A 25652-nucleotide genomic window follows, 5' to 3' on the forward strand; every position below is an offset into this window, starting at 1 on the left:
ATCCGTCTTGTCATGCCGCGCGCCTGAGGGAATGAGGCGCGCCTGAAAACTGTTGTGCGCCGGGCCGCTGAACCGGGCAAAACCCGGCCTGTACAGCAGTCTGGCTGTGAGTGTTTCTCTTCTAGCACACAAAGGCGAACGCACATAGGGCTACCCCTGTCTCTCACGCGCCAAAGCACGCAATGGGGCTTGTTTTGCGGCAGCACAGCAGCCATCCTCCCCTTCAGGGCGTTCTTCTCGCCCACAAGACAAGGATGACCTCCCATGCGCCTTCTTCTGGCCCTGCTTTTACCATGGCTTCAGTTCTTCACCATCGGGCGTCCCTTCGCTGGCCTGATCTGTCTGGTGTTGCAGGTAACAATCATTGGCTGGATTCCGGCAGCCATCTGGTCCGTTTACGCTCTGAGCCAGTATAAGACCGACCAGAAAATTGCCCGGATGGGAAAGTAATAAGGCCGCTGCGGTTATATTCCGGATTAGTTTGACGCCCTCATGACTGCCCCTGCAATTCTTGCTGCCTCATCCAGCCTCCCGTCGCAAAACGGGCTGCCTCTTTGTTTGGTTAAGGAAAGCAAGCCCCCCTCGCCGCAGGCACAAAAAAGGACGCCGAAGCGTCCTTTTCTGCTGTTGTGGCCTCATAACAAAAGCCGCAACAGATGATCACTTTTGAAAAGCCTGCGGGGCTTAGCGCCCGGTGAGGATCTTTTCCACCAACTGACCGACGGTTGGCACAAACCCGTTGGAATAGAACGGGTCAGTTGCAAAGCGCCATGCGTTGGTGCCACCAAACATCAGGTTGTGATCTATGATGTCTTCCGCATCCGGGCCGTTGGCATGCGCCACGGTCTGGAGCGTCTTCTGAATACAGAAGGAGCGCGGATCAGCCTTGTGCCCGTTAGTGTAATTAGGGCCGCGCTGGCTCCAGTTGGAGAACTTACATTCAGACAGGCACCCCATGCAGGCCACCTGATCTGCCATGATTTCCCGCGCACGGTCTGGCGTGACAAAAATAAGCGTGGAATCCGGTGTGCGCATGGCTTCAACAAAGCCTTCTGCTTCCCACCCGCGAATACGCTCAAAATCTTCCGCCGCAACAAACACTTCACGCTTACGCGCGCCCACGCCGTAAGGCACCTGATGCGCGCCCAGCGGTTCAGGAGAAAACGCAACCTGCCGTTCAGACCGGCCACGCAGTTCCTGAAGGAAGCTGTTATTGACTGCTGAAGAATAGAAACCTGTGGGGGAGAAGCGGTTGAGGTACACGTCTCCCTTTTTCAGGGTCAGCAGCCGATCTTTCCACGCCTGCGGAATGGGGCTTTCCTTGGTCAGCAACGGACGTGTACCGAACTGAAAGACAATCGGGCCGAGTTCCGGATTATCAATCCAGTCTTCCCATTCTTCCAGCCACCACACGCCGCCCGCCATGATGATGGGCGTGTTATCCAGACCAAAAGAGCGCATGAGCTTGCGCAGAGCCGCAACCCGCGGATAGGGATCTTCCGGATTCAGTGGGTCTTCCGTGTTGGAGAGGCCGTTATGGCCGCCAGCCCGCCACGGATCTTCATACACCACGCCGCCCAGCAGATCAGACGCCTTGCTGTAGGCCCGCTTCCACAACGCATTGAAGGCACGTGCGGAAGACACGATGGGGTAGTAGTACACCCCATACGTGGCTGCAATTTCCGAGAGACGATACGGCATACCCGCGCCGCAGGTCAGGCCGTGAATCAGCCCTTTTGCGCCGTCAAGAACGCCGGTAATCACCCGTTCGGCCGAGCCCATTTCCCACAGGATATTGGCGTGGATACGGCCTTTGCCGCCTGCCATCTCGTGCGCGATGCGCGCCTGCGCAATCCCGCCCCGAATGGCGTAGTCTACCAGTTCTTCATGCCGTTCCCGCCGGGTGCGGCCATGATAGATCTGAGGCACGGGATTTCCGGCCTCATCATAACTGTCCGCATTGACGATCGAGACCGTACCGGCCCCGCCCGCCGCAGCCCATGCTCCGGCTGAAGCACCTGTGGATACGGAAACGCCCTTGCCGCCTTCAACCAGCGGCAGGACATCTGCGCCCCCCATGCGAACTGCGTTGATCGCCTTCATTGCTGTCCTATCGTTCTGCTTAATCAGCGCTGCTGTGCAAAGCACCCCTTGGGGGATGCTTATTCAGCATCCCGACGGGGAGCCCGCGCAGGCTTTGCGCCCACGGTTTCTGTGATATCGGCTCCGGTTTCTTGATCGACAACGCGCATGGACAGCTTAACTTTCCCGCGATCATCAAAGCCGATCACTTTGACCTTCACGGCATCGCCCTGCTTCACAACATCGGTGGTCTTGCCCACACGGCCCTGAGACAGTTCAGAGATGTGAACCAGCCCATCACGCGCGCCCAGGAAGTTCACGAACGCACCGAAATCAGCCGTCTTGACGACCTTGCCGTCATAAATGCGGCCCAGTTCCGGTTCAGCCACAATCCCGTTGATCCGTTCGATGGCCTTGTTGGCCTGATCGTCAGACATCGCAGCGATGGTGATCGTGCCATCATCTCCGATATCGACCTTCGCACCCGAATATTCAACGATCTCACGAATAACTTTACCGCCTGAACCAATCACATCACGGATTTTTTCGCGCGGCACGGTCAGGGTGGTGATCTTGGGGGCTGTGGAGGACACATCTGTCCGGCCTTCCGTCAGCGCCTTGCTCATTTCACCCAGAATGTGCAGGCGGCCATCACGGGCCTGACCCAGCGCAATCTTCATGATTTCCGGCGTGATGGACGTGATCTTGATGTCCATCTGCAGAGCGGTCACGCCCTGTTCGGTGCCCGCTACCTTGAAGTCCATGTCACCCAGGTGATCTTCATCACCCAGAATGTCAGACAGAACGGCAAAGTTCTTGCCTTCCTTGATCAGACCCATGGCAATGCCCGCCACCGGGCGCTTCAACGGCACACCGGCATCCATCAGCGCCAGTGAGCTACCGCACACCGTGGCCATGGAGGAAGAGCCGTTGCTTTCCGTGATTTCAGACACAACGCGCAGGGTGTACGGGAAATCCTTGCGGCTGGGCAGCAGCGGGTGAATGGCGCGCCATGCCAGCTTGCCATGCCCGATTTCACGACGGCCAGGAGACCCGATACGGCCACATTCCCCAACGGAGAAGGGAGGGAAGTTGTAGTGCAGCAGGAAGTTGGTGCGGTATTCGCCTTCCAGCGCGTCAATCACCTGTTCATCCTGTGCGGTGCCCAGTGTGGTGACAACCAGCGCCTGCGTTTCCCCACGAGTGAACAGGGAGGACCCGTGCGCACGCGGCAGAATGCCCACTTCAGACACGATGGGACGAACCGTTACCAGATCACGGCCATCAATACGCAGGCCGGTTTTCAGCACGGCGGTACGAACCACATCGGCTTCAAGGTCTTTCAGCATCGGCTTGGCAGCGTCAACGTCCAGTTCCTCGGCGGCCAGCTTTTCAAGGATGGCTTCCTTGGCAGCACCGATCTTTTCGTAGCGCGCCTGCTTCACCTTTTCCTTGTAGGCATCAGCAATCAGCTTGCGGCCAACCTTGTCCACACGGGTGCGGAGCTTCTGTTCTTCCTTGGAGGCTTCCGGCAGATCCCAAGGCGCTTTGGCAGCGTGTTCAGCCAGAGAGATGATGGCTTCAATCACCGGCTGGAAGGCTGTGTGACCAAAGGTAACGGCTTCCAGCATCACGTCTTCAGACAGTTCTGATGCTTCGGATTCCACCATCAGCACGCCTTCTTCCGTGCCAGCCACCACCAGATCAAGCGCAGCGTCCTTCATCTGCTCAAGGGTGGGGTTCAGAATGAACGCACCATCCTTGTAGCCAACGCGGGCTGCGGCAACCGGGCCAAAGAAGGGAATGCCAGACAGCGTCAGCGCTGCGGAACAGCCGATCAGCGCCGGAATGGAGGGATCATTCTCCATATCGTGCGTCAGCACCGTGGCGATAACCTGCACCTCGTTGCGGAACCCTTCGGGGAACAGCGGACGAATGGGGCGATCGATCAGGCGGGAGACCAGCGTTTCGTTTTCAGACGGACGGCCTTCACGCTTGAAGAAGCCACCGGGGATCTTGCCAGCAGCGTAGGCTTTTTCCTGATAGTTGACGGTCAGGGGGAAGAAGTCCTGACCGGCCTTGACGTTCTTGGCACCAACGGCGGTGCACAGCACAACGGTTTCACCATAGGTGACAACCACAGCGCCATCAGCCTGACGGGCGATCTTGCCGGTTTCCAGCACCAGCGGGCGACCAGCCCATTCAATTTCCTTACGATAATACTTAAAATCAATACTCATACTGTTCCAGCTTTCATTCCAGATCAAAAGCCACAGAACAGGCGGGAAAGAACCGAAGGGAGCGGACAGCGCCTCGGACGGCATGGAGACTGGCGGCTATACCACCCAGGCGCCATGTGGTCGGAAACGCCGTGGCCCGCCGGGATCAGACTCCCGCGCTCACAGCCTGTGGCGAACGTGTTTAGCATCCAGCCTAACGTGCTGACATGCAAGGGGTTACGGCAAAGCCGTGCCCCGAAGAGAACGCAAAGGGTGCCGCCTGACCAGCAGGCGGGCACCCTTTGCTTCGCACTCTTAGCGGCGCAGGCCCAGACGGGCGATCAGCGCTTCATAGCGTGCAACGCTCTTGCCGCGCAGGTAGTCCAGCAGGCTACGACGACGGCCAACGAGGATCAGCAGACCACGGCGGGAATGGAAATCCTTCGCGTGGGTTTTCAGATGCTCGGTGAGGTTATTGATCCGCTCGGTCAGAATCGCAACCTGGACTTCCGGGGAACCGGTATCGGTCGGGGTCGTCTGGTATTCGCTAATCAGCGCCGTGCGGCGTTCAGCAGTAATCGACATCACATGTCTCCATAAAAAAGATCAGGTTCACAGAATCCGCACGGGGCGCAGCAGCCCATCTTCCAGGCGGCAGATCCCCAGTACGCGCCCCCCTTCCATGGCCCGGACAGGCTCACCTTCTTCGGTCTGGGGAATGCGTCCCATCAGATCGACAAGGCTCAGCGCCTGCCCGTGCAGCAGGGAAGCAGCTTCATCAGCGGTCAGGGCCAGCGCCGGGATGTCGGCCAGCGCGGTCGCGACCGGACGCAGCAGCTCCGGTGAGGCATGCGCGTTGTCGTCGTTCGGGGCGATTTTGTCCAGTGTTATTGCGTCTGCCTCAGTAAAAGGCCCCACGCGCAGGCGCCTGAGCGCGATTATATGGCCAAGAGTGCCACAGGCCAGCGCCACATCACGCGCCAGCGCACGCATGTACACCCCTTTGCCGGATTCGACCTCAAAGATGGCCGTATCCTGATCCACCCGTTCGACCAGTTCAAACCGGTCCACCCGTGCCGGACGCGGCGGCAGTTCCGGCGGTCGGCCATCACGCGCCATGTCATAAGCGCGCTCCCCTGCCACCTTGAGGGCGGAGAACACGGGGGGCACCTGCATGATATCCCCTGTCAGGGCAGGCAGAGCGGCACGCAGTTCGTCATCCGTGGGGCGCACGTCAGAATGGCCGGTCACATTGCCATCCGCATCATCGCTGTCGCGCGATTCACCCAGCTTCAGGGTAAAACGGTAGATCTTGGTGCCATCCATCACGTAAGGCACGGTTTTGGTGGCTGTGCCAAACGCCAGAGGCAGAAGCCCGGTGGCCAGCGGGTCCAGCGTGCCGCCATGCCCCACTTTCTGGGCATCAAACAGCCTTTTGGCGCGCCCCACCACCTGCGTGGAGGTCATGCCTGTAGGTTTATCAACAATCAGCCAGCCGTTTATCGGCCTGCCCCGTCTGCGTCGCATGGGAACTCCCGTTTCAACAGGCGCTCTCCGGCCTTGCGGCTCAGAACAGGCACCATCACACCAAATTGCATCCGGTTTGCACAACCGGCAGAACCGCGCTGCATCTAACCGACAGCCGCGCCCGCGGCAATGGCGCACGGCCTGTTTGCCAGCCGTTTGCATGACCCAGCCCAGCCACCCAACACCCCATGGAAGGTGGGCGCCTGAAAATATCCAGACCATTTTAGCAGGCCAGCCGCGCGCGCGGGCAGGACTGGTCAGCCCTGTCATCGTGCCGTAATGTTGCCACACACCATGACTGATCATTCAAACGCATCATCCTCCTCCGCCAGCCAGACACCCCGGGCCGCACCCCATTGGGATCTGGACATGCACACAGGCACCCCCTGCCTGCATGTGCAGGGTGACTGGACGGTGCAGAATGGCGGAATGGCTCCCTTCCCCACCGATGGGCTGAACCAGACCCATCAGGGTCAGACGCTGCAAATAGACACCACTGGCCTGCAACAGTGGGATTCCGCGTTCATTACCTTCCTGTGGGATGTCAAACAGGCTGCGGGCCATGCCGGGCTGACGTTTGACCCCACACATCTGCCAGAACCTGCCCAACGCCTGCTGGCGCTGCTGCCAGAACAGCCAGCCGCCAAGCCCGCTGGCCCTGGCCCCAAACCACCACTGCTGGAACGGGTGGGGGATATCACCCTCAACACGCTGACAGAAACCGGCACCGTGGCCGAACTGGCGGAAGAAACCACCAAGGGCGCGCTGAAAACCGTAACCGGCAAAAGCGGGATGCGGCTGAAGGATCTGGCCACCGATATCTGGAATGCCGGGCCATCCGCGCTGCTGATTGTGGGTGTGGTGAATTTTCTGGTGGGCGCCATTCTGGCCTTTGTGGGGCTGGTGGAACTGCGCCGCTTTGCAGCCGAGATCTATGTGGCCAATCTGGTAGGCATTGCCTGCGCCCGTGAGATTTCAGCCATCATGACCGCCATCATCATGGCGGGGCGCACCGGCGGCGCGTATGCGGCCCGCATCTCCACCATGCTGGGTAATGAGGAAATTGACGCGCTACAGGTGTTTGGCATTCCGGTGTCTACCTACATTCTGCTGCCGTCCATCCTCTCGCTCGCGCTGATGATGCCGCTTTTGTATCTGTATGGCACGCTGATCGCCATTCTGGGCGGGTTTGTAGTGGCCATGAGCATGATGAGCGTATCCGCCATTGGCTACTGGACCACCACGTTTGATGGTGTGGCCCTGCATGAATTTGTGTTCGGCTTTGTCAAATCCTTCTTTTTCGCCAGCTTTATTGCGCTGGCGGCCTGCCGTGTGGGCCTGAAGGCCGGACGGAGTGCGGCAGATGTGGGCATTGCCGCCACCCGTGCGGTGGTGATCGGCATTGTGGGGATTATCGCCATGGATGCGGTTTTCGCAGTTATCGCGAACGCACTGGACATTTGACATGACCGAGCCAGACACCCTGATTTCCGTGCGCGATCTGACCATTGCCTTTGGCCCCAAGGTTATTCAGCAGAACGTTTCCTTTGATCTTAAACGCGGTTCCATTTTTGCCGTGATGGGCGGTTCAGGCTGCGGCAAGAGCACGCTGCTGAAAAGCATGATCGGCCTTTTGCGCCCCACCTCCGGCCAGATTCTGGTGGGTGGGGAAGATTACTGGGCACAGAACGAAAAGCGCCGCACGGAGCTGAACCATCGCTATGGCGTGCTGTTTCAGAGCGCCGCGCTGTGGAGCTCCATGACGGTGGGGGAAAACGTGGCCCTGCCCATGGAAATGTTCACAGACCTGACGCCAGAGGTGATCCGGCGGCTGGTGGAGCTCAAACTGGGCTTTGTGGGCATGGAGCAGGCCATTGACCTGATGCCATCTGAAATTTCCGGCGGCATGCGCAAACGGGCCGGGCTGGCCCGCGCCATTGCGCTGGAGCCTGACATCCTGTTTTTTGATGAACCCTCCGCCGGGCTGGACCCCATTACCTCCGCCCGGCTGGATGATCTGATCCTGACCCTGCGGGATGGGCTTGGCGCGACAATTGTGATTGTCAGCCACGAACTGCCCAGCCTGTTCAAGATTGCGGATGACGGCATCTTTCTGGATGCCCGCACTCACACCCCCATTGCCCGTGGGTCTCCGCGGGATCTGCGCGACCACAACACCATTCCTGAAGTGGTGGCATTCATGAACCGTAAGGCGGACATCGCTCCTGCCTCTGAGACAAAGGGCTGAAGCAGCATGGCTGAAGGCACAAACCGGAAAACCCTGATCGGCGCGTTTGTGATAGGCGGCGGCTTACTGGGGCTGGCCATCATCATGCTGTTCGGGCACATGCGCTTTTTCACCCCCTCGCGGGAGGCCGCAGTGGTGTTTCAGAACTCCATCACGGGTCTGGCCGTGGGCGCACCCGTCAACTTCCGTGGTGTGAAGGTGGGGTCTGTCAAAAGCATCACGCTGCGTTTTGATCCGCTGGACCACAAAGCCTACATTCCCGTTGTACTGACCCTTGAGCCGGACCAGATCCATGTGGTGCGCGATGTACCGGGGGACACCAAGGTGCGGGTGCAGGACATGATTGCCAACGGCCTGCGCGCAGAACTGAACCTGCAAAGCTTTGTAACCGGGCAATCCAACATCGAACTGGATTTTGACAAGTCCGCCCCTGCTGTTTTGCACCCGCGCATTACGGATCTGCCGGAAATTCCCGCTCGTCTGTCCACCATGGAAAAGCTGAAGGACACGCTGGGCCAGCTTCCCGTGAAGGATATTGCGCACCACGCGGATGATACGCTGCGCTCCATCCAGTCCCTCAGTGACAAGCTGAACGATGATCTGCCGCCGTTGATCGCCAGCATGAAAGTCACGACCGACCGCTCACATGACACGGTGCAGGCTGCCACGCAGGCGATCCGCGACCTTCAGAGCAAGCTGGATATCACGCTCTCCAAAATGGACACGCTGCTGGAAACCGGCACCACACAGCTAAGCGGGCGTGGGGCAGATATTCACGCCACCATGGTGTCTGCCACCAAAGCGCTGGACAGCCTGCAGGGCATTATCTCTCCGCGCTCGGCTGATCGGGCCAATCTGGACGCTGCCCTGCGGGATATTGCGACCGCCGCCGCCTCCCTGCGTGGCTTTGCCAGTGATGTTGAACGCAACCCGCAACTTCTGCTGATGGGACGCCGTCCATGATGTTTTCCGCCCGCCGTCTGGCCTTTACCGCCCTTACAGCCTGCGCCCTGCTTTCAGCCTGTGCCTCGCCCCCGTTGCGGCTTTACACCCTTGGCATGCCCTCTGATCAGGAAGTGCGGCAGCCGCACCTGTCCTCCCGCGCCACCACCATTCAGATCAGCCGCGTGGTGATTCCGGATTATCTGGATTCTCAGGACATGGTGCTGCGCAATGGGGAAGAAATTGTGCGCAGCCCGAAATCCCGTTGGGCGACACGCCTTTCCCTTGGCATGACGGACCTGATTACCAACGAGATTGCTAACTCCCACCCCAATGAACTGATTACGGATCAGCCGTTGGTGGACGTGGCCACGCTGCGGGTGCAGGTCAACATTTCCCGCTTTGATGTGGATGCCAACGGGCAGGCCGTGCTGGATGCAAACTGGGCTGTTCTGCCGCAGGACCCCAACAAGCCGCTGATTCGTGACCGTGCACATCTGACCGCATCCGGCTCAGTCGCCACGGATTCGGATGTGGCTGCATTGATGCGCCACATGACCCTTCAGTTGGCAGACCGGGTGAACATGTCCATCCCGCCGCATATCTGAGAGGTCGCTCGAAAGGCCTCCCCCTGCCTGTTGCCTATGTGCGAGGATGTATAGCGGAAGGGAGCCCGTCCGCCCGGATGCCTCCAGCGGGACATGGCACGACTGGAATATGAGGAGACCTTTCGGCCCGACGACAAGAGAAGCCTGCCAGCCTGCGAACCCAAAGGGTCGCAGGGGAGATTGTCACACAGAAGGACGGCGTTTTTTCCGAACGGATGGAGAGGACTTAGCCACCACTGCGGTCTTTGCCGCAACCTTGGCTGGCGCGACCTTTTTTACCGCAACACGGGCACGAGCAGGCGCTTTGACCGGAGTTGCAGGCGGGGCAGCGCCATTGGTTTTAGCCACCGTTTTTCTGGCCCTGCGGGGTTTTGACGCAGACGCCTGTACAACCGCAGCGTCTTTTTCCTGATCTTTCGTCTGAACCTGTTTATCCAGAACCTGCTCTGTCGTGGAATGGTCCTTGATCAGGCGCGCAATCAGTTTTTCATAATCCGCCAGATAGGACGCCATACAGAGCGAGCGTTCGGCTTCCTGCCGCACCGCAGCGCGAAGACGCTTGGCCAGCGGCTTGTTGGTCAGAAGCTCAAGAATGGCGTCAGCAATCCGCTCTGGCTCCGTGAACGGGGCAAGAAGGCCTGTTTCACCATCCGTAATGAATTCTTCAACCGGCGCCGTGGCGCTCCCCACCAATGCGCACCCCATGGCCATGGCCTCCCGCAGAGACCATGAGGCTACAAAGGGGTAGGTCAGATATACATGCGCATCTGAACGCTGCAATAAGGCACGGAATGTTTCGTAAGAAACCTTGCCCACAAAATGAATGCGGGAGAGATCAAGCCTGCCCTTCAGTTCCTCAAGCATGATTTCGCGCCAGCAACCGGACGGCAGGCGCGCGCCGTAGCTGACGCCATCTCCGCCCACCACCACCACCTGCGCGTCGGGCTGTTCATCCAGAACCCGCGGCAGAGCGCGCATGAATTCGTGGAACCCACGGTAGGGTTCCAGATCACGCGCAACATATGTCACCAGCTTATGCTTGGGGGTAATGCGTACATCCCCCACTTTTAGCGTTTTCTTGGCTGCTTTCGGGTCTGGGCGGCACATTTCAAGGTCCACCCCTTCCCGCAGGACGGTAATGTTGTCCTGCGCCCAGCCCGGATAGGTACTTTTCTGAAATTCCGTGGGGGTCTGCCCATAGCCGGGATTGGTCAGGGCCAGCAGATTGACCGTATTCTTGGCCCGCACCAAGGGAATGACCTCCGGAGCCATGGGAAATTCCGGGTCAAAATCCACATCAAAGCCGGGCTCCGTGTGGTAATAGAATTCAAAATACCCAAGAACAGGCACGTTTGGGTACACGTCCTGAATGTTCAGCAGTTCTCCCCATCCGTGGTGGCCCAGAATAATGTCAGGCACAAAACCCAGAGTTTTCAGGGTCTGGGCAGCCTTGGCAACGGCATCCGCCCGCATGAGCCCCATATCCAGATCGCGCACACCGGGATGGGCCCTGTCCGTTGCCATGCGCGGCACGCGGTAACGCACACGGCGCACACCGGGAATGACGTTCGCATTGTCTTCACTGATAAAAACAATCTCGTTCCCGCCCTGCCGCACAAGGTGGCGCACAAGATGCAGATACTGGCCCGGAAAATTCTGGTGGATGAAAAGATACTTCAAAACGCCGCCTGTGTTCTGTCTTTCGGCTTCTGCAAAGAAGAAGGCCCGGCCTGAAAAGACCGAGCCATTCCTGCTTTAACGGCGTGATCCGGGCTTGCGGCCCCGACCCGCGCCCCGTGGAGCTGTAGCCCGACCAGCCTTGGATGTTGCCAGTTTGGCGCGCGCACTCTGGCGAGGATTGCCAGACCGAGCAGCCGGGGCTGGCTTTTCAGTTACGCTGGCCTTACGGCCACGGGATGCCTTGACCGGCGCAGCGGCAGCAGGCTCAGCCCCTTTGGTCTTGAGCGGCTTGCGGCCACCACGACGCCGACGCGGAGCTTCCTGCTCCTCTGGTGCACTTTCTTCTTCAATGAAGAGATCAAATTCTTCTGGTTCAGCGTCTTCCAGCTCTTCCAGTTCCTCAATCTCTTCAAGTTCTTCCAGGGCTTCTACTTCTTCTTCGAGCAGAGCAGCCAGATCTTCCGCTGCGGCCTTGGCGGCAGCCTTGTCTGTCTTGCCGCCTTTGCGACGGCCACCGCGCCCTGCGCCACCCCGCGGCAGGATTTCCAGCAGGAAGGCTTCAAGCGGTGCAAGTGTTTCGGATTCTACCGGTTCGCCGTTTTCTACCGGGCCAACCTTGGTACCATCCGTAAAGGTGGCGGTAACACGGCAGATGAATTTCTTGGCGGCATCGCCCTTCAGGCGGACGCACAGACCCAGAATAGGCAGCGCCATGCCACGGCTGCCACAATACTGGCCACCATCCACCCACGGGGACAGCCAGCCTTTGCCCAGAACGGCCTGATATTCAATATCGGACGGCTCGATGAGTTCAGCAGGCGCCACGCCAAACCCTTCAATCCACGCATGGCTGCCGGGTTCGCCCATCCATTCGCCAAGCCGCACGGCCACATCGCCACGGCGCTGGATGTGTGCGCCCACTTCGGGCTTCTGACCTGCTGCGACGGAGGTGGATTCAGAAGCCGAGGCCGCACCCTGCGCCCGTGGCGCAACGGCAGGAGCCTGCAAGCCCGCACCACTGGCGGCAGCGGCCGGAGCGGGAGCATCAGCCTGCGCGCTCAACTGCACCACCTGCAGACGTGGCGCTTCATGCGGGGAATTGAGTTCCTGATAAATGGTGATCATGACCTGCGCCGGGCCACGCCGTACACGCACAAGGGCCGCACCATTCTGCGCACCCAGCCAGCCATCCTCTTCGAACGTCACAATTTCCACAGCGCCCGGTGTTTTGAGGGGGGGCTGGGAAATACGCACGCCCGGCAGGCCTGCTGCAGTTGGGGGCTGCTGGCCTGGAGTGTGAAAAACACAGAACAAACCAGTCTGAAGCGTCATCAGATGGCCTGATACCTTAAGGTCTGAAATACGCTGCTGGGCAGGCGCCTGGTTAGTCTGTGACATAAACCCTCTTTCAACATGACACTGTTGGCACAAGTGTAAATCAAAAAACTATGAACAGGTAAAGAAACACGGGCTCAAAGTCTAATAATTTGCGTCTTCCCTACGCAGTAAAATCCATTTTGATCAAAATGTCATTCAGGGCAGCCCCGGAAAGAGCGGGATCAATCACTTTTCCCCGTCCGCTGGCCCGCACGCGCTCCGCTGGCGCCCCCAGATCAAACACGATGGCAGGCAGCCCTGCCTTCCAGGCGAGACTGAGTGTAAAACACCAGGTTTCTGGCCAGATGGATGGCAGAAAAGCCGCCTGCGCCTGCACGGAGGCAATAAGGGAGAGAGCGTCTTTCTCCTGATACTCTCCGGTTATGAAAACTCGCCCGGTTTTCATAAGTGTGGCGTCATCAGGGGTATGTCCGACAATAACAAACTCCAGCGGCAGATCACGCAAGGCTGCATCCAGCGCCGCCTCATGCAGCACGCCGTACCCTTTTTCCCAGCCGATGCCACCAATAACGCACAACCGGAGGCGCGGTGCGTTCTGCGCGGGGCCATGCCCCAGCACACCACTGCCGACCGGAGGCAATGCACTATGTTTTTCTGCAAAAATCGGTGCATTACCTGCGTCTGGAAGCATGGTGCGTGGTTTTTCCAATGCCTTGACCTGGAACGTCACCGTGGGAAAATGCCGCGCCATCCGCTTTGCCGTATCATGGGATGGCACATACACCGCCCGCGCCTCTTCCAGCACCCGTGCAGAACGCGCCAGATAAGCAGGAATATCCAGCTCTTCCGTTATATTTCTGCCCGCCAGCGCCACGCATTGCTGACACCCCGCCACATCGGGCTCGCCGCAATAGGTTCCCTGTGGTCCCAGCAGCGAAATTCGCTGACAGAACCACATGTAATCATGCACATGCACAGTGTGCGGGCACCCGAGCGCGTCTGCAAGTTTGTAAATCTCTGACGTGTATCCCTCCAGATGATGGAGCGCGACCAAAGCCACCCCTTCCGCCCGCAGAAGGCGGGTCAGAACAGCCCATTCATCCGGCAACCGGAACCGCAGGGAGGGCCACGCATCTGCGGATGCCGCAGCATCCTCCAGCACACAGCCATAGTGTGCGGGCCTGAGCACCAGCGCGCGGACCCCTTTTTTCTGAAAGCCTGCGGCCTGCTCCTGCACAACGCGCTCTACGCCACCGCCATGCTGGTGCGTAACCAGCAGAACAGCCCTGGCTTTCCCCCCTTTTCGCGCGCTCTGGCTACGAAAGCGCACCAGATCCAGACGTCGCCGCGCCTCAAAAAGCGGGTCCTGAGCCATCCAGCGGGCAATAAACGCATGATATCCGGGATGCAGACGCTCCAGAAGAGCTGCGTTGCGCTGCATCAGCGCGGCACGCGTTCCGCCAAAAGAAGCCGACCCTACATGCGCCACAAATGCACCGGGAGCCGCCATATGCTTCCAGCCCAAGGCGCGGGCCCGCATACAGAAATCATTTTCCTCCCCATACCCTTGGGCAAAAACATCTTCCCGCAACAGCCCCGTCTGCCTCAGACAATCATGCCGCACATACATGCAGAACCCGTTGGCCGTCGGGATTTCAACCGCCTGCCCGGCGTTGGCCGCATGGGCCTCCAGCATGAGAGTTTTCGTTTCCTCATCATCAGGAACACGGTTTTTCTTATCCGGCGATGGATAGGACAGAATACTGGCGTCATTTGAAAACGGTGTGACCGTGCCTGTATCGGGGGCTGCATAGGCAACATGGCGCAGTTCCTCCACCCAGCCTTCGGCCACCAGGGTGTCACTGTTCAGAACAATGACGTCACACCCGGAAATTTTTTGCAGCCCAGTATTCACCGCAGCCGGGAAACCACGGTTTCTTTCTTGGCGCACCAGTTGAAACCCGTGCTGTCGGGTAAAAATGTCTACTGCTTCCACCAGATCCGGCTCGGGCGAGGCATCATCCACTACCACAACACGGATTTTTTTCCCCGCAACAGTCTCCTGCACACTTTGCAGGCAGGCCAACGTCACACCCCTGTTCCGAAAAACCGGAATAATAACCGCCACAGGTTTGCGCCCGGCGGATTTGTCTGGCTGGGCCACGACTGTATCCACAACAGGCAAAGGCAAAAACAAAGAAGGAGCAGAAGCGATTTTTCGGTTTTTGCTTTTGATGGGAGCCGCGGGCAGCACACCATTCAGCATCTGGGCGGTCTGATAGGCCGAACGCCATTCAAGCCTCGCTTCCAACGGACTGCCCGCAAGTTCCTGTCCATTGGGACCAGCCACCCGCACCGGCCCTTCTGGCAGCATCTCCCATGGCACAAAAATGCGCCGATACCGTGCCAGAGGTTGATCGGAACTGACAGACTGACTGAACATTTCTGCTGTCACCCGCAGCAGGGCCTTATCCGTCTGCGAATGGCAGAGTGTCAGGCTTGGGGCGCAATCCGCATTATAGGGATGCCAGCACCAGCCTTCCAGTCCCTCCGCCCCAGCGGAAACCATACCTTCACAGCTAAAAAAATCTTTTATAGAAAAGGGACTTCCCAACACGGTCGGCACACCTGCACACCGGACATCCAACAGATGTGCCTGTTGCCAGCCTTGCGGGAAAGACCAGCCCCCCTGCTTTCTCACAGCCCGAACAGGCACGCCATCCAGCCGGAATTCGGGCTTATCAGGCACATGCGGACCAGCAAGTTTCAGCAGCCCATCCTTGTCGAGAAAACCCCAGAGCGCCACACCATTCAGACGACAGACAGACGCCGTCAGTTTCTGGCTTTCAGGCGTTGCGGCAAAACAGGAGAGAAGCTTCGCCAACGCGCGCAGAGCCCCTCCACCATCCCCACTCGCCTGACGAAATGTGGTGAGCAGAACCGAGCCTTCCCGAAAGTCGAACCGCTGCAGCAGCGTTTCCAGAAGGAGAATGGCACCGGGCACATCGCCCACGGCATGGCGGGCAAGAGCCAACGCAAACATGACATGAGGATTATCCGCCGCCTGACGATTAGCGCGCTCCAGCCAGTCCCACGCAGCATCCTGCTGCCCATTTTCCCACGCGGCATTCCCTCGCCGGAAAGAATCCTGCGCCTGCGCACTGGCTAAGGCCGTCCGCTCTTCTTTGGTCAGGGTTTCATCCTGCCAGAACAGCATGTTTTGCAACAGTGTCATGATACATCCAGTCTTGGCACTGTCACATCATCACACACTAAGATGCCTTATCCCTCTACCGGGGCCTGTTCTGCCTTCCGCACGGCATTGAGCGCCGAGAGTTCTGCGCTGGCCTGAATGACATTCTGGGCTTCGGCCTTGCGGTACCACACGCTGGCCTCCTCAAGATCCCTCTCTCCACCCAGTCCGTTGGCCAGATAACGGCCCATCATCAACTGTGCAGCGGGGTTTCCATGCTCTGCCGCCTTCTGAAACCATTCACGCGCCAAAGCCCGGTTTTCAGGAATATCATGGCCACCGCCATACAGCGCCCCCACGGAGAACATGGCCGAAACCTGCCCTGCCTCAGCCGCTTTTTTATAAAATGCAAGCGCTGCACCATGATCGCGTGGACCGCCAATTCCCTGCACCAGCAAATCGGCATAAGCAGCCTCGGCTTCCGCCATGCCTGCTTCGGCCGCTTTTTGAATCCAGGCTCGCCCTTCCTCAGGGTTCTGCTCGGTTCCCTGGCCTTTCAGCAGCATGCGCCCGTACCAGAACTGCGCATTGACAACCTTATCCGCCGCCTTACGCAACCATTGCAGGGCTTCTTCTTCGTTCCGTTCCGTTCCCACGCCCTGCGCCAGACAGACACCGAAATTGAATGCAGCCAGCAGATCACCCTTCTCCGCACTGGCGCGGTAAGCCTTCATGACATCTTCGCTGATCTCGGCAGACATCTGCCCGCGCAGAGCAAGATTGCCCAGATCAGCCACGGCCTCTTTGTTGCCTTGCTCGGCCGCTTTGCGGAACCACTGTTCTGCGGCTTCGGGATCTTTGGGAACGCCCACTCCGGCCTGATACAATGTGCCCAGAGTATGACTGGAGGCCGCATGCCCTAGGTCTGACGCAAAACGATACCAGGAAATGGCTTCCGCATAATTGGGAGGCAGATCCCCGCCCCGCCCGTACAGATCTCCAAGAATGGCGGCGGCTTCCGCATCCCCGGCCAAGGCAGCCCGGCGCAACCAGGTCTCACCCCGGCCCGCATTCCGGTCCACACCACGCCCGGCCATCAGGCCCAACCCGTATTTGGCCTGTGCGCCACGGACCTTCTTTTCGGCGGCCTGCTCATAATAGTGCATGGCGACGGCATCATCCTGAGGCACGCCGGTTCCGCGTTCGCTCATCACACCCAGCAGATAAAGGGCCGTCCCAAGCCCCTTATCTGCCGCCAGTTTTAATTCCTTGGCTGCCGCAGCGTAGTCATCGTGCGTTTTGGCCCCTGCCAGTGCCGCCAGCCCCAGCCCGAGATGCCCTTGCGCACACCCTTCCGCCGCCGCTTTCTGGTACCAACGCAACCCTTCTGCGGCATTCCGGATTGTCTCAGGCCCAGCGCTAAGCACATACCCGTAGAGAGCCTGTCCGTCCGCATTCCCCTGTTCCGCCGCAATCTTGGCCCACTGGGCCGCCTTGACGAAATCTGGATCAGGTTTTTGATCTGGTGGAGGGCGAACCTCATCAAAAACAGAAGGCCCCTGTGCGCTGCCCTCTTCTGCCTCTGGCGGCAAACCATGCAGATACAACGTGGCGAGAACAAAGGCGGCTTTTGCCCAGCCTTTGTGGGCGGCCCGACGTGTCCAGCGCACTCCTTCCACCAGATTGGGAGGGACACCCATACCGTTCAGATACGCCTGCCCCACCAGAAACTGGGCTTCTGTCACCCCTTCCCGCGCCAGAACGGAAAGATCGGCAAAGCCCTGTGTGGCGGTGTCGGGGTCCTCCATCAGGACCTTGGCATCGGCAAGACGCACTTCCACGGGAGACGGCCCCCGCCTGAAGAGCCGCCTGATCAGACCACCGAGCATGTCATCAGTCCTCTACTATCCTCTGAACACGACGCAAAACCCGGATCAGGGTTCACGCATGCCGTCTGTCATCAACGGCATGACGCTGTTCAGCAGATATTGCATGATTGTCCGCTTCCCAACCCGGATATCCGCCGTAACTGGCATGCCCGGCTGAGGGTGGAAGAAGCTGGGCACCCCATGCAGGGTATAACGATCCACCCGCAGCCGGACACGATAAAACGCCTTTGTACTGCTGTCTGGCGTCACACCTGGGTCCTGCTGGCTGCTGCTCTGATCAGAGACAAAGGAATCCGCACTGATGGTCCGTACCGTAGCCTCTCCCCCCCCATATTGCTGGAACGGGAAGGTTGCGAACTTAATAAGCGCCTTATCCCCCAGCCGGACAAAGCCGGCATCCTTGCCGGACATCACGGATTCAATCTCTAGTCCTTTGCCAAGCGGCACCAATGTCATGATCTGCTGCCCTTGAGTCAGCACTGATCCGACAGACACTTTGGCAAGACTGAGCACCACGGCGTCTTCGTCCGCTTTCAGCGTGACCATGCTGTTGTGCAGAACAGCTTTCTGATATGCGCCCTTGGCTTCCGCTAGGTGATGCTGAGCCAGAACCAGATCTTTGTAGACCTCGGCTTTCCAGTTCTGGACATAGCTCTCTTTTTCAGAAACCTGAGCTGCCAGCTTGTTACGGGTAGAACCCGCCTGCTGTTGCGCGCCAATCTGCGAGCGCTCAATTTCCATCAGGGAACTCTGTGCTCCTAACGTGGAAAGCTTGCTTCCCACCTGGTCTTTCTGCAACTGCATGCGCATTTTATGCACATCTGCCGCCACTTTTGCCTGTGACGCATACATGGCCGCACTCGCCAGATAGCCTTGCAGATCATTCTGCAAGCTCGCGATCTGCTTGTCATAATTCTGAATTTTGGCGTCGTATTCCGCCTTACGCCTCAGAAAAGCTTCTCCCTGCTGAGCAGAAGCCGGGTTCTGTGGATCAACGTGATATGTCTCACCCTTGGCCTCAGCAAGAAGTCGATCCACCTCAGCCTGATACTGCTCGTTCTGGGTGCGCATATTATCGATATCCGCTCCACTAGAGGTCGGATCAAGGTGGGCCAGCACATCGCCCTTATGAACAAAATCCCCTGCACGCACGTCAATGGAACGGACAATCGACGTATCCAGAGGCTGCACAACCAAGGTCTGGTCCGTAGAAACCATGCGCCCCTGCGTGGAGACAACCCGATCAAGCGGGAAGACAGTCATAACCGTAACAGAGGACAGAACCAGCGCACCAATAACCCAAGTAATATACTGAGCGGACGCAGTAGGCGGCATATTGACCAAAGCCGCAGTCGGGGAATGAAACTCCAGCAGCGCAGGCGGCATATCCCCCTGCGCATAGGGATCATCAGCCTGGCGCAGAAAATCGGGGCTTTTGTCTTCCCCGTTATCCGGATCGGAAGTCTGGCCTGCGGGAATGATGTCCTTCTCGCTCATGGCTTATTCTCCTTCCGCGATCAGGGATGACGGATTGTCCGCAGGCGTCTGCCGCCCTTCTGTATGCCGGTTCTGCTGCATCCAAAGCGTCCGATAAATATCGCACCGCTCCAGCAAAAGGTCATGCGGCGCAATATCCACAACAGACCCCTTATCCATCACGCAGATCTGGTCACAGTTCACAAGGGAAGACAGACGATGGGACACAATCACCATGGTACGCCCCTTACCAATCCGCTCCAGATTGGCATTCACCAAGGCTTCACTTTCCGGGTCCAGAGCCGATGTCGCCTCATCCAGAATCATCAGCTTGGGGTCCGTAATCACGGCACGTGCAATGGCCAGACGCTGCCGCTGACCACCGGAAATATTGGTAGAGCCTTCTTCAATGAACGTGTCATAGCCCGCAGGCATCCGCTCAATAAACTCTTCCGCGCCGGCAAGCCGCGCCGCCCGCACCACATCATCAATTGTAAAACCAGGGCGTCCCGCTGTGATATTGTCGTAAATACTACCACGAAACAGGAAGTTGTCCTGCAACACCACCCCAAAGGAGCGTCGCAGATGGGTCAGATTGATCTCACGCAGATCAATCCCATCCAGCTTCAGATAACCCGTATAGGACCGACTCACCCCCTGCAACAGACGGGTAATGGTAGACTTCCCTGAACCACTTCGCCCAACCAGCCCAAGCATAGTCCCTGCCGGAATTTCAAAATTCACGTTTTTCAACGCTAGTGTGGTAGCACCGGGGTAGGAGAAATTAACGCCATCAAAAGAAAGGGCCCCTTTGATACGTGGACGCATTCCTGTTGTGAGCGCCTTGGTTTCCGTTGGCTGATTAAGAACGGATGCAGCTTCTCCTAGTGAGGTAGTGACTTCTGTAAAATCATCCATAAGCTTGGCAAGCCCAACCAACGGAGAAGCAACACGTCCGCCCAACATCATAAAAGCGACCAACCCCCCAACACCAACTGATGATGGGCTAACCAAGGCCAAATAGGCCCCTACAAGTATAATCCCGCGACTAATGAACATATCCAACGGCATCACAAGGGTTTGTGGCCAGTTGGACATTCTACCTACAGCTAGTTTCCATTTAACAACCTGTGCCGTAACCTCATCCCATATGTGCTTGCGTGTGTTTTCAAGAGCTAACGTTTTCAGCGTCCGAATACCCGCAACGGTTTCATACAAAATCGCACCACGATCCCGCTCTGCCTCGACCTGTTTCCCCATAATTTTAGAAAGCGGTCCAATAAAAATCACAACGATCAGACCAATCAAACCGGCGGCGGCAACGGTCATCCATGCCAAAGTGGAACTTAAAAAAAACAGAAACGGCAAGACAACTAAGAGCGTGAACATGTCCAGAAAGGTCGTCATCAATCGCCCTGTCAGGAAGTCACGCACCTTGTAGATCGCCAAAACGCGCCCCAGAATATTCCCTGCCTGCTGGCGCTCAAAATATTCCAAAGGAAGCGCCACAAGGCGGCTGAACAGATGCAGTGAAAGGCGCGAGTCAATCCGCGTTGTCAGAATCATCGAGAGCTCTCGCCGCCCGTAAGACAGCAAGATTTCGTAAACAGAAAACACAATGATGATGCCGCTGATCGAAATCAGCGTAGACATTGAGCGATAACTCACCACCCGATCTACCACCTGCATGACAATCAGGGGGGGAAAGATCTGCAGGATACTCAGTGTCATGGAGGCGATGGCGATATCGCGGAGAGACTTTTTCTCCCGCAGCACCATCTTGGCCAGCCATGTGAAATTGATGGGGGCGTCAGCTTCGGACTCATCACGACGCCGCTTGATAAGAAGGATATCCCCCGTCCAGATCTGGCTCAGGCGCAGTTCATCAACGGGGACGGGCGCAGCACCCTCACCCTTCAGGGGGTCACGCAGCCAGACCACGCCTTTGTCGGGTGATGCATTGACCATGAGAGCGGCGGAGCCATCGCGGAACATCAGGACGATGGGCGGCGAATTGGTCATCTTGACCAAATAGCGCCACTTGATCCGCATCCCTTTGGCGACAGCGCCACATTCTTCCAGCCACCGGACGAGCGTGGCGGGAGACGGGCTTTCTTCTTCCGGGTCTGCGGCAAAATCCCGTACATCAAGCTCAAGGCCATGATAATGGGCGGCTGCCAGAACAGCGCGCAGACGGATCATCGCCGGGCTCAGACGAGAGGCTTTCGCGCCTTCTGAATCTGAAGAGGAGCCGGCAACCTCAGGCACATGGTCAGTCTGATTCACGCACAACCCTTTTAACAAAACCTAACTCTGTTACCGAACAAAGCCTGTAATAAAGCCGCCGGACAAGCCCTTATGGCAGGGAGTTCGCCTTCTCTCAAAGTCTTTCTGTATCTTTGCCGCCTCTTTAGTTTGAGTTTTTTCAGGAATGGCAGAAAAAACCGCCTGAAATGGGCAGAAGTCCATACAGCCCTGTGAGAAGAGAATCTGCGCAAAGAGCAGAAACAAGCAATCTCTTCTCCGATGCCGGGCAAACAATATTTACGCTGCTGAAAAACGGACATTCTCCGCGCGCCCGTTCCTGCACAAGGCGAAGCAGCATGCGCCCCATCCCCTGCGCTGGCAGGCAGCAGGAACAGCCCGCCCCATGGGAGAAAGACGGAGTAGCCGTACCCTCCCACGATCGCGTCACCAACCAGCCTGCCTGCAGATCGTCAGAGGGAGGGTGAGCCACAAAAAGTGCCAGAGCCTCCGCTCGCGGCACGGCCTTACACTCCTGTGGTGTCAGCACTCGCAGAAGAATGCGAGCATCGCCTTTCCCTTTCCAGAATGCGGGATGAGTGGACATATTGGCCTGTGTCTGGAATAAGGTTGGCCCTTCCCCGTCGCGCTCCGGCAGGGGCTCCTCCCCATTTTTTTGTTTCATGGATGCCATGTCTTCTCGTCTTCCGCTTCTTGATGCTCTGCGTGATCAGGTTCTGCTCTGCGATGGGGGGATGGGCTCACGCATCCAGATGCTTGATCTGGACCTGACGCGTGATTACTGGGGGCAGGAGAACTGCACCGAAATTCTGACCCTTTCACGCCCTGAACTGATCCGGGAAATCCACCGTGGCTATTATGAAGCCGGGGCGGATATGGTCGAGACCAATACCTTTGGTGGGTCTCCCATTACTCTGGGTGAATTCGGGCTGACAGACAAGGCTCGTGAAATCAACCGCACCTCCGCCATTCTGGCGCGGGAGGCCGCGGACAGCTTTGCCGATGGGCGCGCACGCTACGTCATAGGGTCCGTGGGGCCGGGCACCAAACTGCCCTCTCTGGGCAATATTGATTACGATACGCTGGAAGCCGCCCTGACCGAGCAGGGCCGAGGCCTGATTGAAGGCGGCGTGGACGCCATCCTGATCGAAACCTGCCAGGACACGCTACAGATCAAGGCCGCCGTCAATGGCATGAAAATTGCCCGCGCGGAAATGGGCGCCACCACCCCCATTTTTGTGCAGGTGACAGTCGAGACAACCGGCACCCTGCTGGTAGGGCCGGATATTGCGGCAGCCACCACCGTAATCCACAGCCTGGATGTGGACCTGATGGGCCTGAACTGCGCCACCGGCCCGCAGGAAATGGCCGAGCATGTTCGCTGGCTCAGCGAGAACTGGCCGCGCCTGATTTCCGTGCAGCCCAATGCCGGCCTGCCTGAACTGGTGGACGGCCAGACCCGTTACCCGCTTTCTCCCGAAGAAATGGCGGTGTGGGTCGAGCGCTTTATTGTGGAAGACGGCCTGAACCTGATTGGCGGTTGTTGCGGAACCTCCACCCCCCATATTGCCGCGCTGGACGCCATGCTGCGGCGCCGGGCCGAAAGCACGGGCAAACACCGCCCGGCCCCGGTTGCGCGCACATCAGTCTGGGTGCCCTCCGTGGCCAGCCTGTACACACAGGTGCCCCTGCGGCAGGAGAACGCCTATTTCTCCATTGGCGAGCGCTGCAACGCCAACGGCTCCAAGAAATGGCGCGAACTTCAGGAAGCGCATGACTGGGATGGCTGCGTCGCTCTGGGCCGGGAGCAAGCCAAGGAAGGCTCCAACGCGCTGGATATCTGCACCGCTTTTGTCGGCCGCAATGAACGGGCCGAGATGGATGAAGTGATCAAGCGCTTCACGTCCTCCGTCAATGCGCCACTGGTGATCGATTCCACGGAAACCCCGGTGATTGAGGCTGCCCTCAAGCTGCATGGGGGCAAACCCATCATCAACTCCATCAACTTTGAGGATGGAGAAGGCCCGGCGGCTGACCGCCTGACACTTGCCCGCAAATTTGGCGCGGCCGTGGTGGCGCTGACCATTGATGAAGAAGGCATGGCCCGCCGCCCGGAAGACAAGCTGCGCATTGCCACCCGCCTGATAGAATTTGCCTGCGACACATACGGTCTGCCGCAGTCTGATCTGATGATTGACCCGCTGACCTTCACCATTGCCACCGGTGCGGAAGATGACCGCAAACTGGGGCAGTGGACGCTGGAAGGCATCAAGATGATCCGGGACGCCTTCCCGGATGTGCAGATTGTGCTTGGGCTCTCCAACATCTCCTTCGGGCTGAACCCGGCGGCACGCGCCGTACTGAACTCGGTCTATCTGGACCATGCCGTGCGTGCGGGCATGACAGCCGCCATTGTGCATGTCTCCAAAATCCGACCGCTGCACATGATCGCACCGGAAGAGGTGAAGGTTGCGGAAGACCTGATCTTTGACCGCCGCACCGCAGATTATGACCCGCTACAGAAGCTGCTGGAGTTGTTTGCAGACCGCAAGGCATCGGAAGCCGTCAAGCGCAAACGGGCTGAAACAGTCGAAGAACGGCTGAAAGACCGCATTGTGGACGGCGACCGCAAGGGACTGGAAACAGACCTTGAAGAAGCCATGGCCAAGATGCCGCCGCTTGAGATCATCAACACCGTTCTACTGGATGGCATGAAGGTGGTGGGCGAACTGTTTGGCGCTGGCAAGATGCAGCTTCCGTTTGTGCTGCAATCTGCCGAGACCATGAAAGCCGCCGTGGCATGGCTGGAACCGCACATGGAGCGGATAGAAGGCCAGCAGCGCGGCACCATTGTGCTGGCCACCGTAAAAGGCGACGTGCATGATATCGGCAAGAATCTGGTCGATATCATCCTGACCAACAACGGCTACAAGGTTGTCAATCTGGGCATCAAGGTGCCGGTGGCGGACATGATTGAGGCCGCGAAGAAAGAAAAGGCCCATGCCATTGGCATGTCTGGCCTGCTGGTGAAATCCACCGTCATCATGCGCGAGAACCTTGAGGAAATCAGCCGTGAAGGGCTGGATGTGCCGGTTCTGCTGGGTGGTGCCGCGCTGACCCGTAACTATGTGGAAGAAGACTGTGTGGCGGCCTACAGCCCCACGGGGCGCGTGGCCTACGCGCGGGATGCCTTTGATGGCCTGACCCTGATGGACCAGATCACGCAGAACGGTTTTGACGATTATCTGGCCGCCATCAGCAAACGCCGGGCAGGCAAGGCCACCCGGAAGAATGCCCGCACGCCAGAGCAGGCCGAAACCCGTGGCTACACCCCCATAGACCCCGCCGTGGCCCGTACCCGCCGCGCGCGCATGACAGCGGATGAACCCCGCCTGAAACCGCCCTTCTGGGGCAGCAAGGTGATTGAAGCACCCACGGAAGCGGTTATTCCCTTCCTGAATGAGCGCTCCCTGTATCAGTTCCAGTGGGGGTTCCGGAAACAGGGCCGCTCTCTGGATGATTTCATGGTGTGGGCCAAGCAGGAACTGCGCCCCATCCTGCGCCGCATGCTGGATCTGACGGCCAAGGAGAACATCCTCCGCCCGCAGGCAGCCTACGGCTACTGGAAAGCTGCTGGTGACGGGAACGACCTGATCCTGTTTGAAGAAGACGGCGTGACGGAAGCCGCCCGCTTCACCCTGCCCCGCCAGCCGCGTGAAGATGGCGAATGCATTGCCGATTTTGTGCGCGATGTATCCGACCCAGAACGTGATGTGGTGGCCCTGCAGGTGGTGACAGTCGGACAGAAAGCGTCTGACATCGCGCGCGACTGGTTTGAAGAAAACCGGTATCAGGATTACCTGTACCTGCACGGCCTCTCCGTGGAAGTGGCGGAAGCCATGGCGGAATACACCCATAAGCGCATCCGCGCGGAACTGGGCTTTTCAAGCGAAGATTCGCGTGATCTGGATGCCCTGCTGCAGCAGGGCTATCGGGGTTCGCGCTATTCCTTCGGGTATCCGGCCTGCCCGCGGCTGGAAGACCAGCACCCCATTCTGGGCCTGCTGGGCGCAGAGCGAATTGGCGTCTCCCTGACGGATGGCGACCAGCTTCACCCTGAACAATCCACCTCCGCGCTTGTTATCCTGAACAAACACGCAAAATACTTTACCATCTGACCTCCCC

Annotated in this window: 17 protein-coding genes; 6 read left to right on the forward strand and 11 right to left on the reverse strand. The window is 58.4% G+C overall.

The annotated features are described in order from the left end of the window. Positions 1-264 precede the first annotated feature (264 nt). Positions 265-450, forward strand: coding sequence for a YqaE/Pmp3 family membrane protein (locus AD948_RS09175; RefSeq protein ID WP_035381345.1), 186 nt, complete (start codon positions 265-267; stop codon positions 448-450). Between the two features lie 234 nt (positions 451-684). On the opposite strand, the gene AD948_RS09180 is transcribed toward AD948_RS09175, so the two are convergent. The 4 genes from AD948_RS09180 to truB all read right to left on the reverse strand — a co-directional run bounded on the left by AD948_RS09180 (position 685) and on the right by truB (position 5828). After that, complete coding sequence (locus tag AD948_RS09180) at positions 685-2103, reverse strand: NAD(P)H-dependent flavin oxidoreductase (protein WP_006557677.1); 1419 nt, start codon at positions 2101-2103, stop codon at positions 685-687. A 59-nt stretch (positions 2104-2162) separates the two neighbouring features. Continuing rightward, a complete protein-coding gene (gene pnp / locus AD948_RS09185) occupies positions 2163-4322 on the reverse strand; it encodes a polyribonucleotide nucleotidyltransferase (protein WP_035381302.1) in 2160 nt (719 codons plus the stop codon). 294 nt (positions 4323-4616) lie between these two features. Beyond that, entirely contained in the window at positions 4617-4886 is a 270-nt protein-coding gene (gene rpsO / locus AD948_RS09190) for a 30S ribosomal protein S15 (RefSeq protein ID WP_006557675.1), read from the reverse strand. Positions 4887-4913: 27 nt separating this feature from the next. Beyond that, complete coding sequence (truB, locus tag AD948_RS09195) at positions 4914-5828, reverse strand: tRNA pseudouridine(55) synthase TruB (protein WP_035381347.1); 915 nt, start codon at positions 5826-5828, stop codon at positions 4914-4916. Positions 5829-6122: 294 nt separating this feature from the next. Between truB and AD948_RS09200 the strand changes: the two genes are divergently transcribed. The 4 genes from AD948_RS09200 to AD948_RS09215 are packed head-to-tail and all read left to right on the forward strand — an operon-like array spanning position 6123 to position 9626. Then, positions 6123-7292, forward strand: a complete 1170-nt coding sequence (locus AD948_RS09200; RefSeq protein WP_035381349.1) for an ABC transporter permease — start codon at positions 6123-6125, stop codon at positions 7290-7292. A gap of 1 nt (position 7293) precedes the next feature. Continuing rightward, on the forward strand, positions 7294-8076 hold the full coding sequence (locus AD948_RS09205; protein WP_006557672.1) for an ABC transporter ATP-binding protein: 783 nt from the start codon (positions 7294-7296) through the stop codon (positions 8074-8076). Between the two features lie 6 nt (positions 8077-8082). Beyond that, on the forward strand, positions 8083-9039 hold the full coding sequence (locus AD948_RS09210) for an MlaD family protein (RefSeq protein ID WP_006557671.1): 957 nt from the start codon (positions 8083-8085) through the stop codon (positions 9037-9039). Continuing rightward, positions 9036-9626: a PqiC family protein gene (locus AD948_RS09215; RefSeq protein WP_039903505.1), complete on the forward strand. Its 591-nt coding sequence runs from the start codon at positions 9036-9038 to the stop codon at positions 9624-9626. The genes AD948_RS09210 and AD948_RS09215 overlap by 4 nt, the downstream gene beginning before the upstream one ends. 183 nt (positions 9627-9809) lie before the next feature. Here the strand turns inward: AD948_RS09215 and AD948_RS09220 are convergent, their stop codons facing one another. The 7 genes from AD948_RS09220 to AD948_RS09250 all read right to left on the reverse strand — a co-directional run bounded on the left by AD948_RS09220 (position 9810) and on the right by AD948_RS09250 (position 22131). Then, on the reverse strand, positions 9810-11306 hold the full coding sequence (locus AD948_RS09220) for a glycosyltransferase (RefSeq protein WP_061471591.1): 1497 nt from the start codon (positions 11304-11306) through the stop codon (positions 9810-9812). 75 nt (positions 11307-11381) lie between these two features. Continuing rightward, a complete protein-coding gene (locus AD948_RS09225; protein ID WP_061471593.1) occupies positions 11382-12704 on the reverse strand; it encodes a hypothetical protein in 1323 nt (440 codons plus the stop codon). Positions 12705-12804: 100 nt separating this feature from the next. Further along, on the reverse strand, positions 12805-15879 hold the full coding sequence (locus tag AD948_RS09230) for a glycosyltransferase (protein ID WP_061471595.1): 3075 nt from the start codon (positions 15877-15879) through the stop codon (positions 12805-12807). 47 nt (positions 15880-15926) lie between these two features. Further along, complete coding sequence (locus AD948_RS09235) at positions 15927-17726, reverse strand: tetratricopeptide repeat protein (RefSeq protein WP_061471597.1); 1800 nt, start codon at positions 17724-17726, stop codon at positions 15927-15929. Between the two features lie 45 nt (positions 17727-17771). Next, on the reverse strand, positions 17772-19223 hold the full coding sequence (locus AD948_RS09240) for an HlyD family type I secretion periplasmic adaptor subunit (RefSeq protein WP_061471599.1): 1452 nt from the start codon (positions 19221-19223) through the stop codon (positions 17772-17774). Between the two features lie 3 nt (positions 19224-19226). Further along, positions 19227-21488, reverse strand: coding sequence for a peptidase domain-containing ABC transporter (locus tag AD948_RS09245; RefSeq protein ID WP_082782385.1), 2262 nt, complete (start codon positions 21486-21488; stop codon positions 19227-19229). Positions 21489-21627: 139 nt separating this feature from the next. After that, on the reverse strand, positions 21628-22131 hold the full coding sequence (locus AD948_RS09250; RefSeq protein ID WP_156479001.1) for a hypothetical protein: 504 nt from the start codon (positions 22129-22131) through the stop codon (positions 21628-21630). A gap of 7 nt (positions 22132-22138) precedes the next feature. On the opposite strand from AD948_RS09250, the gene metH reads away from it, so the two are divergent. Further along, on the forward strand, positions 22139-25645 hold the full coding sequence (gene metH, locus AD948_RS09255) for a methionine synthase (protein ID WP_061471637.1): 3507 nt from the start codon (positions 22139-22141) through the stop codon (positions 25643-25645). The last annotated feature ends 7 nt before the right edge of the window (positions 25646-25652 follow it).

This window comes from Acetobacter senegalensis, assembly GCF_001580995.1.
Classification (GTDB): Bacteria; Pseudomonadota; Alphaproteobacteria; order Acetobacterales; family Acetobacteraceae; genus Acetobacter; species Acetobacter senegalensis.

What these genes read in the sequence shown, in the direction of transcription:
- AD948_RS09215 (WP_039903505.1), top strand. Translation starts at nt 9,036, where the DNA reads ATGATGTTTTCCGCCCGCCGTCTGGCCTTTACCGCCCTTACAGCCTGC.
- AD948_RS09210 (WP_006557671.1), top strand. Translation starts at nt 8,083, where the DNA reads ATGGCTGAAGGCACAAACCGGAAAACCCTGATCGGCGCGTTTGTGATA.
- AD948_RS09235 (WP_061471597.1), bottom strand. Translation starts at nt 17,726, where the DNA reads ATGCTCGGTGGTCTGATCAGGCGGCTCTTCAGGCGGGGGCCGTCTCCC.
- pnp (WP_035381302.1), bottom strand. Translation starts at nt 4,322, where the DNA reads ATGAGTATTGATTTTAAGTATTATCGTAAGGAAATTGAATGGGCTGGT.
- AD948_RS09205 (WP_006557672.1), top strand. Translation starts at nt 7,294, where the DNA reads ATGACCGAGCCAGACACCCTGATTTCCGTGCGCGATCTGACCATTGCC.
- truB (WP_035381347.1), bottom strand. Translation starts at nt 5,828, where the DNA reads ATGCGACGCAGACGGGGCAGGCCGATAAACGGCTGGCTGATTGTTGAT.
- AD948_RS09250 (WP_156479001.1), bottom strand. Translation starts at nt 22,131, where the DNA reads ATGAAACAAAAAAATGGGGAGGAGCCCCTGCCGGAGCGCGACGGGGAA.
- rpsO (WP_006557675.1), bottom strand. Translation starts at nt 4,886, where the DNA reads ATGTCGATTACTGCTGAACGCCGCACGGCGCTGATTAGCGAATACCAG.
- AD948_RS09240 (WP_061471599.1), bottom strand. Translation starts at nt 19,223, where the DNA reads ATGAGCGAGAAGGACATCATTCCCGCAGGCCAGACTTCCGATCCGGAT.
- AD948_RS09200 (WP_035381349.1), top strand. Translation starts at nt 6,123, where the DNA reads ATGACTGATCATTCAAACGCATCATCCTCCTCCGCCAGCCAGACACCC.
- AD948_RS09180 (WP_006557677.1), bottom strand. Translation starts at nt 2,103, where the DNA reads ATGAAGGCGATCAACGCAGTTCGCATGGGGGGCGCAGATGTCCTGCCG.
- AD948_RS09230 (WP_061471595.1), bottom strand. Translation starts at nt 15,879, where the DNA reads ATGACACTGTTGCAAAACATGCTGTTCTGGCAGGATGAAACCCTGACC.
- AD948_RS09225 (WP_061471593.1), bottom strand. Translation starts at nt 12,704, where the DNA reads ATGTCACAGACTAACCAGGCGCCTGCCCAGCAGCGTATTTCAGACCTT.
- AD948_RS09175 (WP_035381345.1), top strand. Translation starts at nt 265, where the DNA reads ATGCGCCTTCTTCTGGCCCTGCTTTTACCATGGCTTCAGTTCTTCACC.
- metH (WP_061471637.1), top strand. Translation starts at nt 22,139, where the DNA reads ATGTCTTCTCGTCTTCCGCTTCTTGATGCTCTGCGTGATCAGGTTCTG.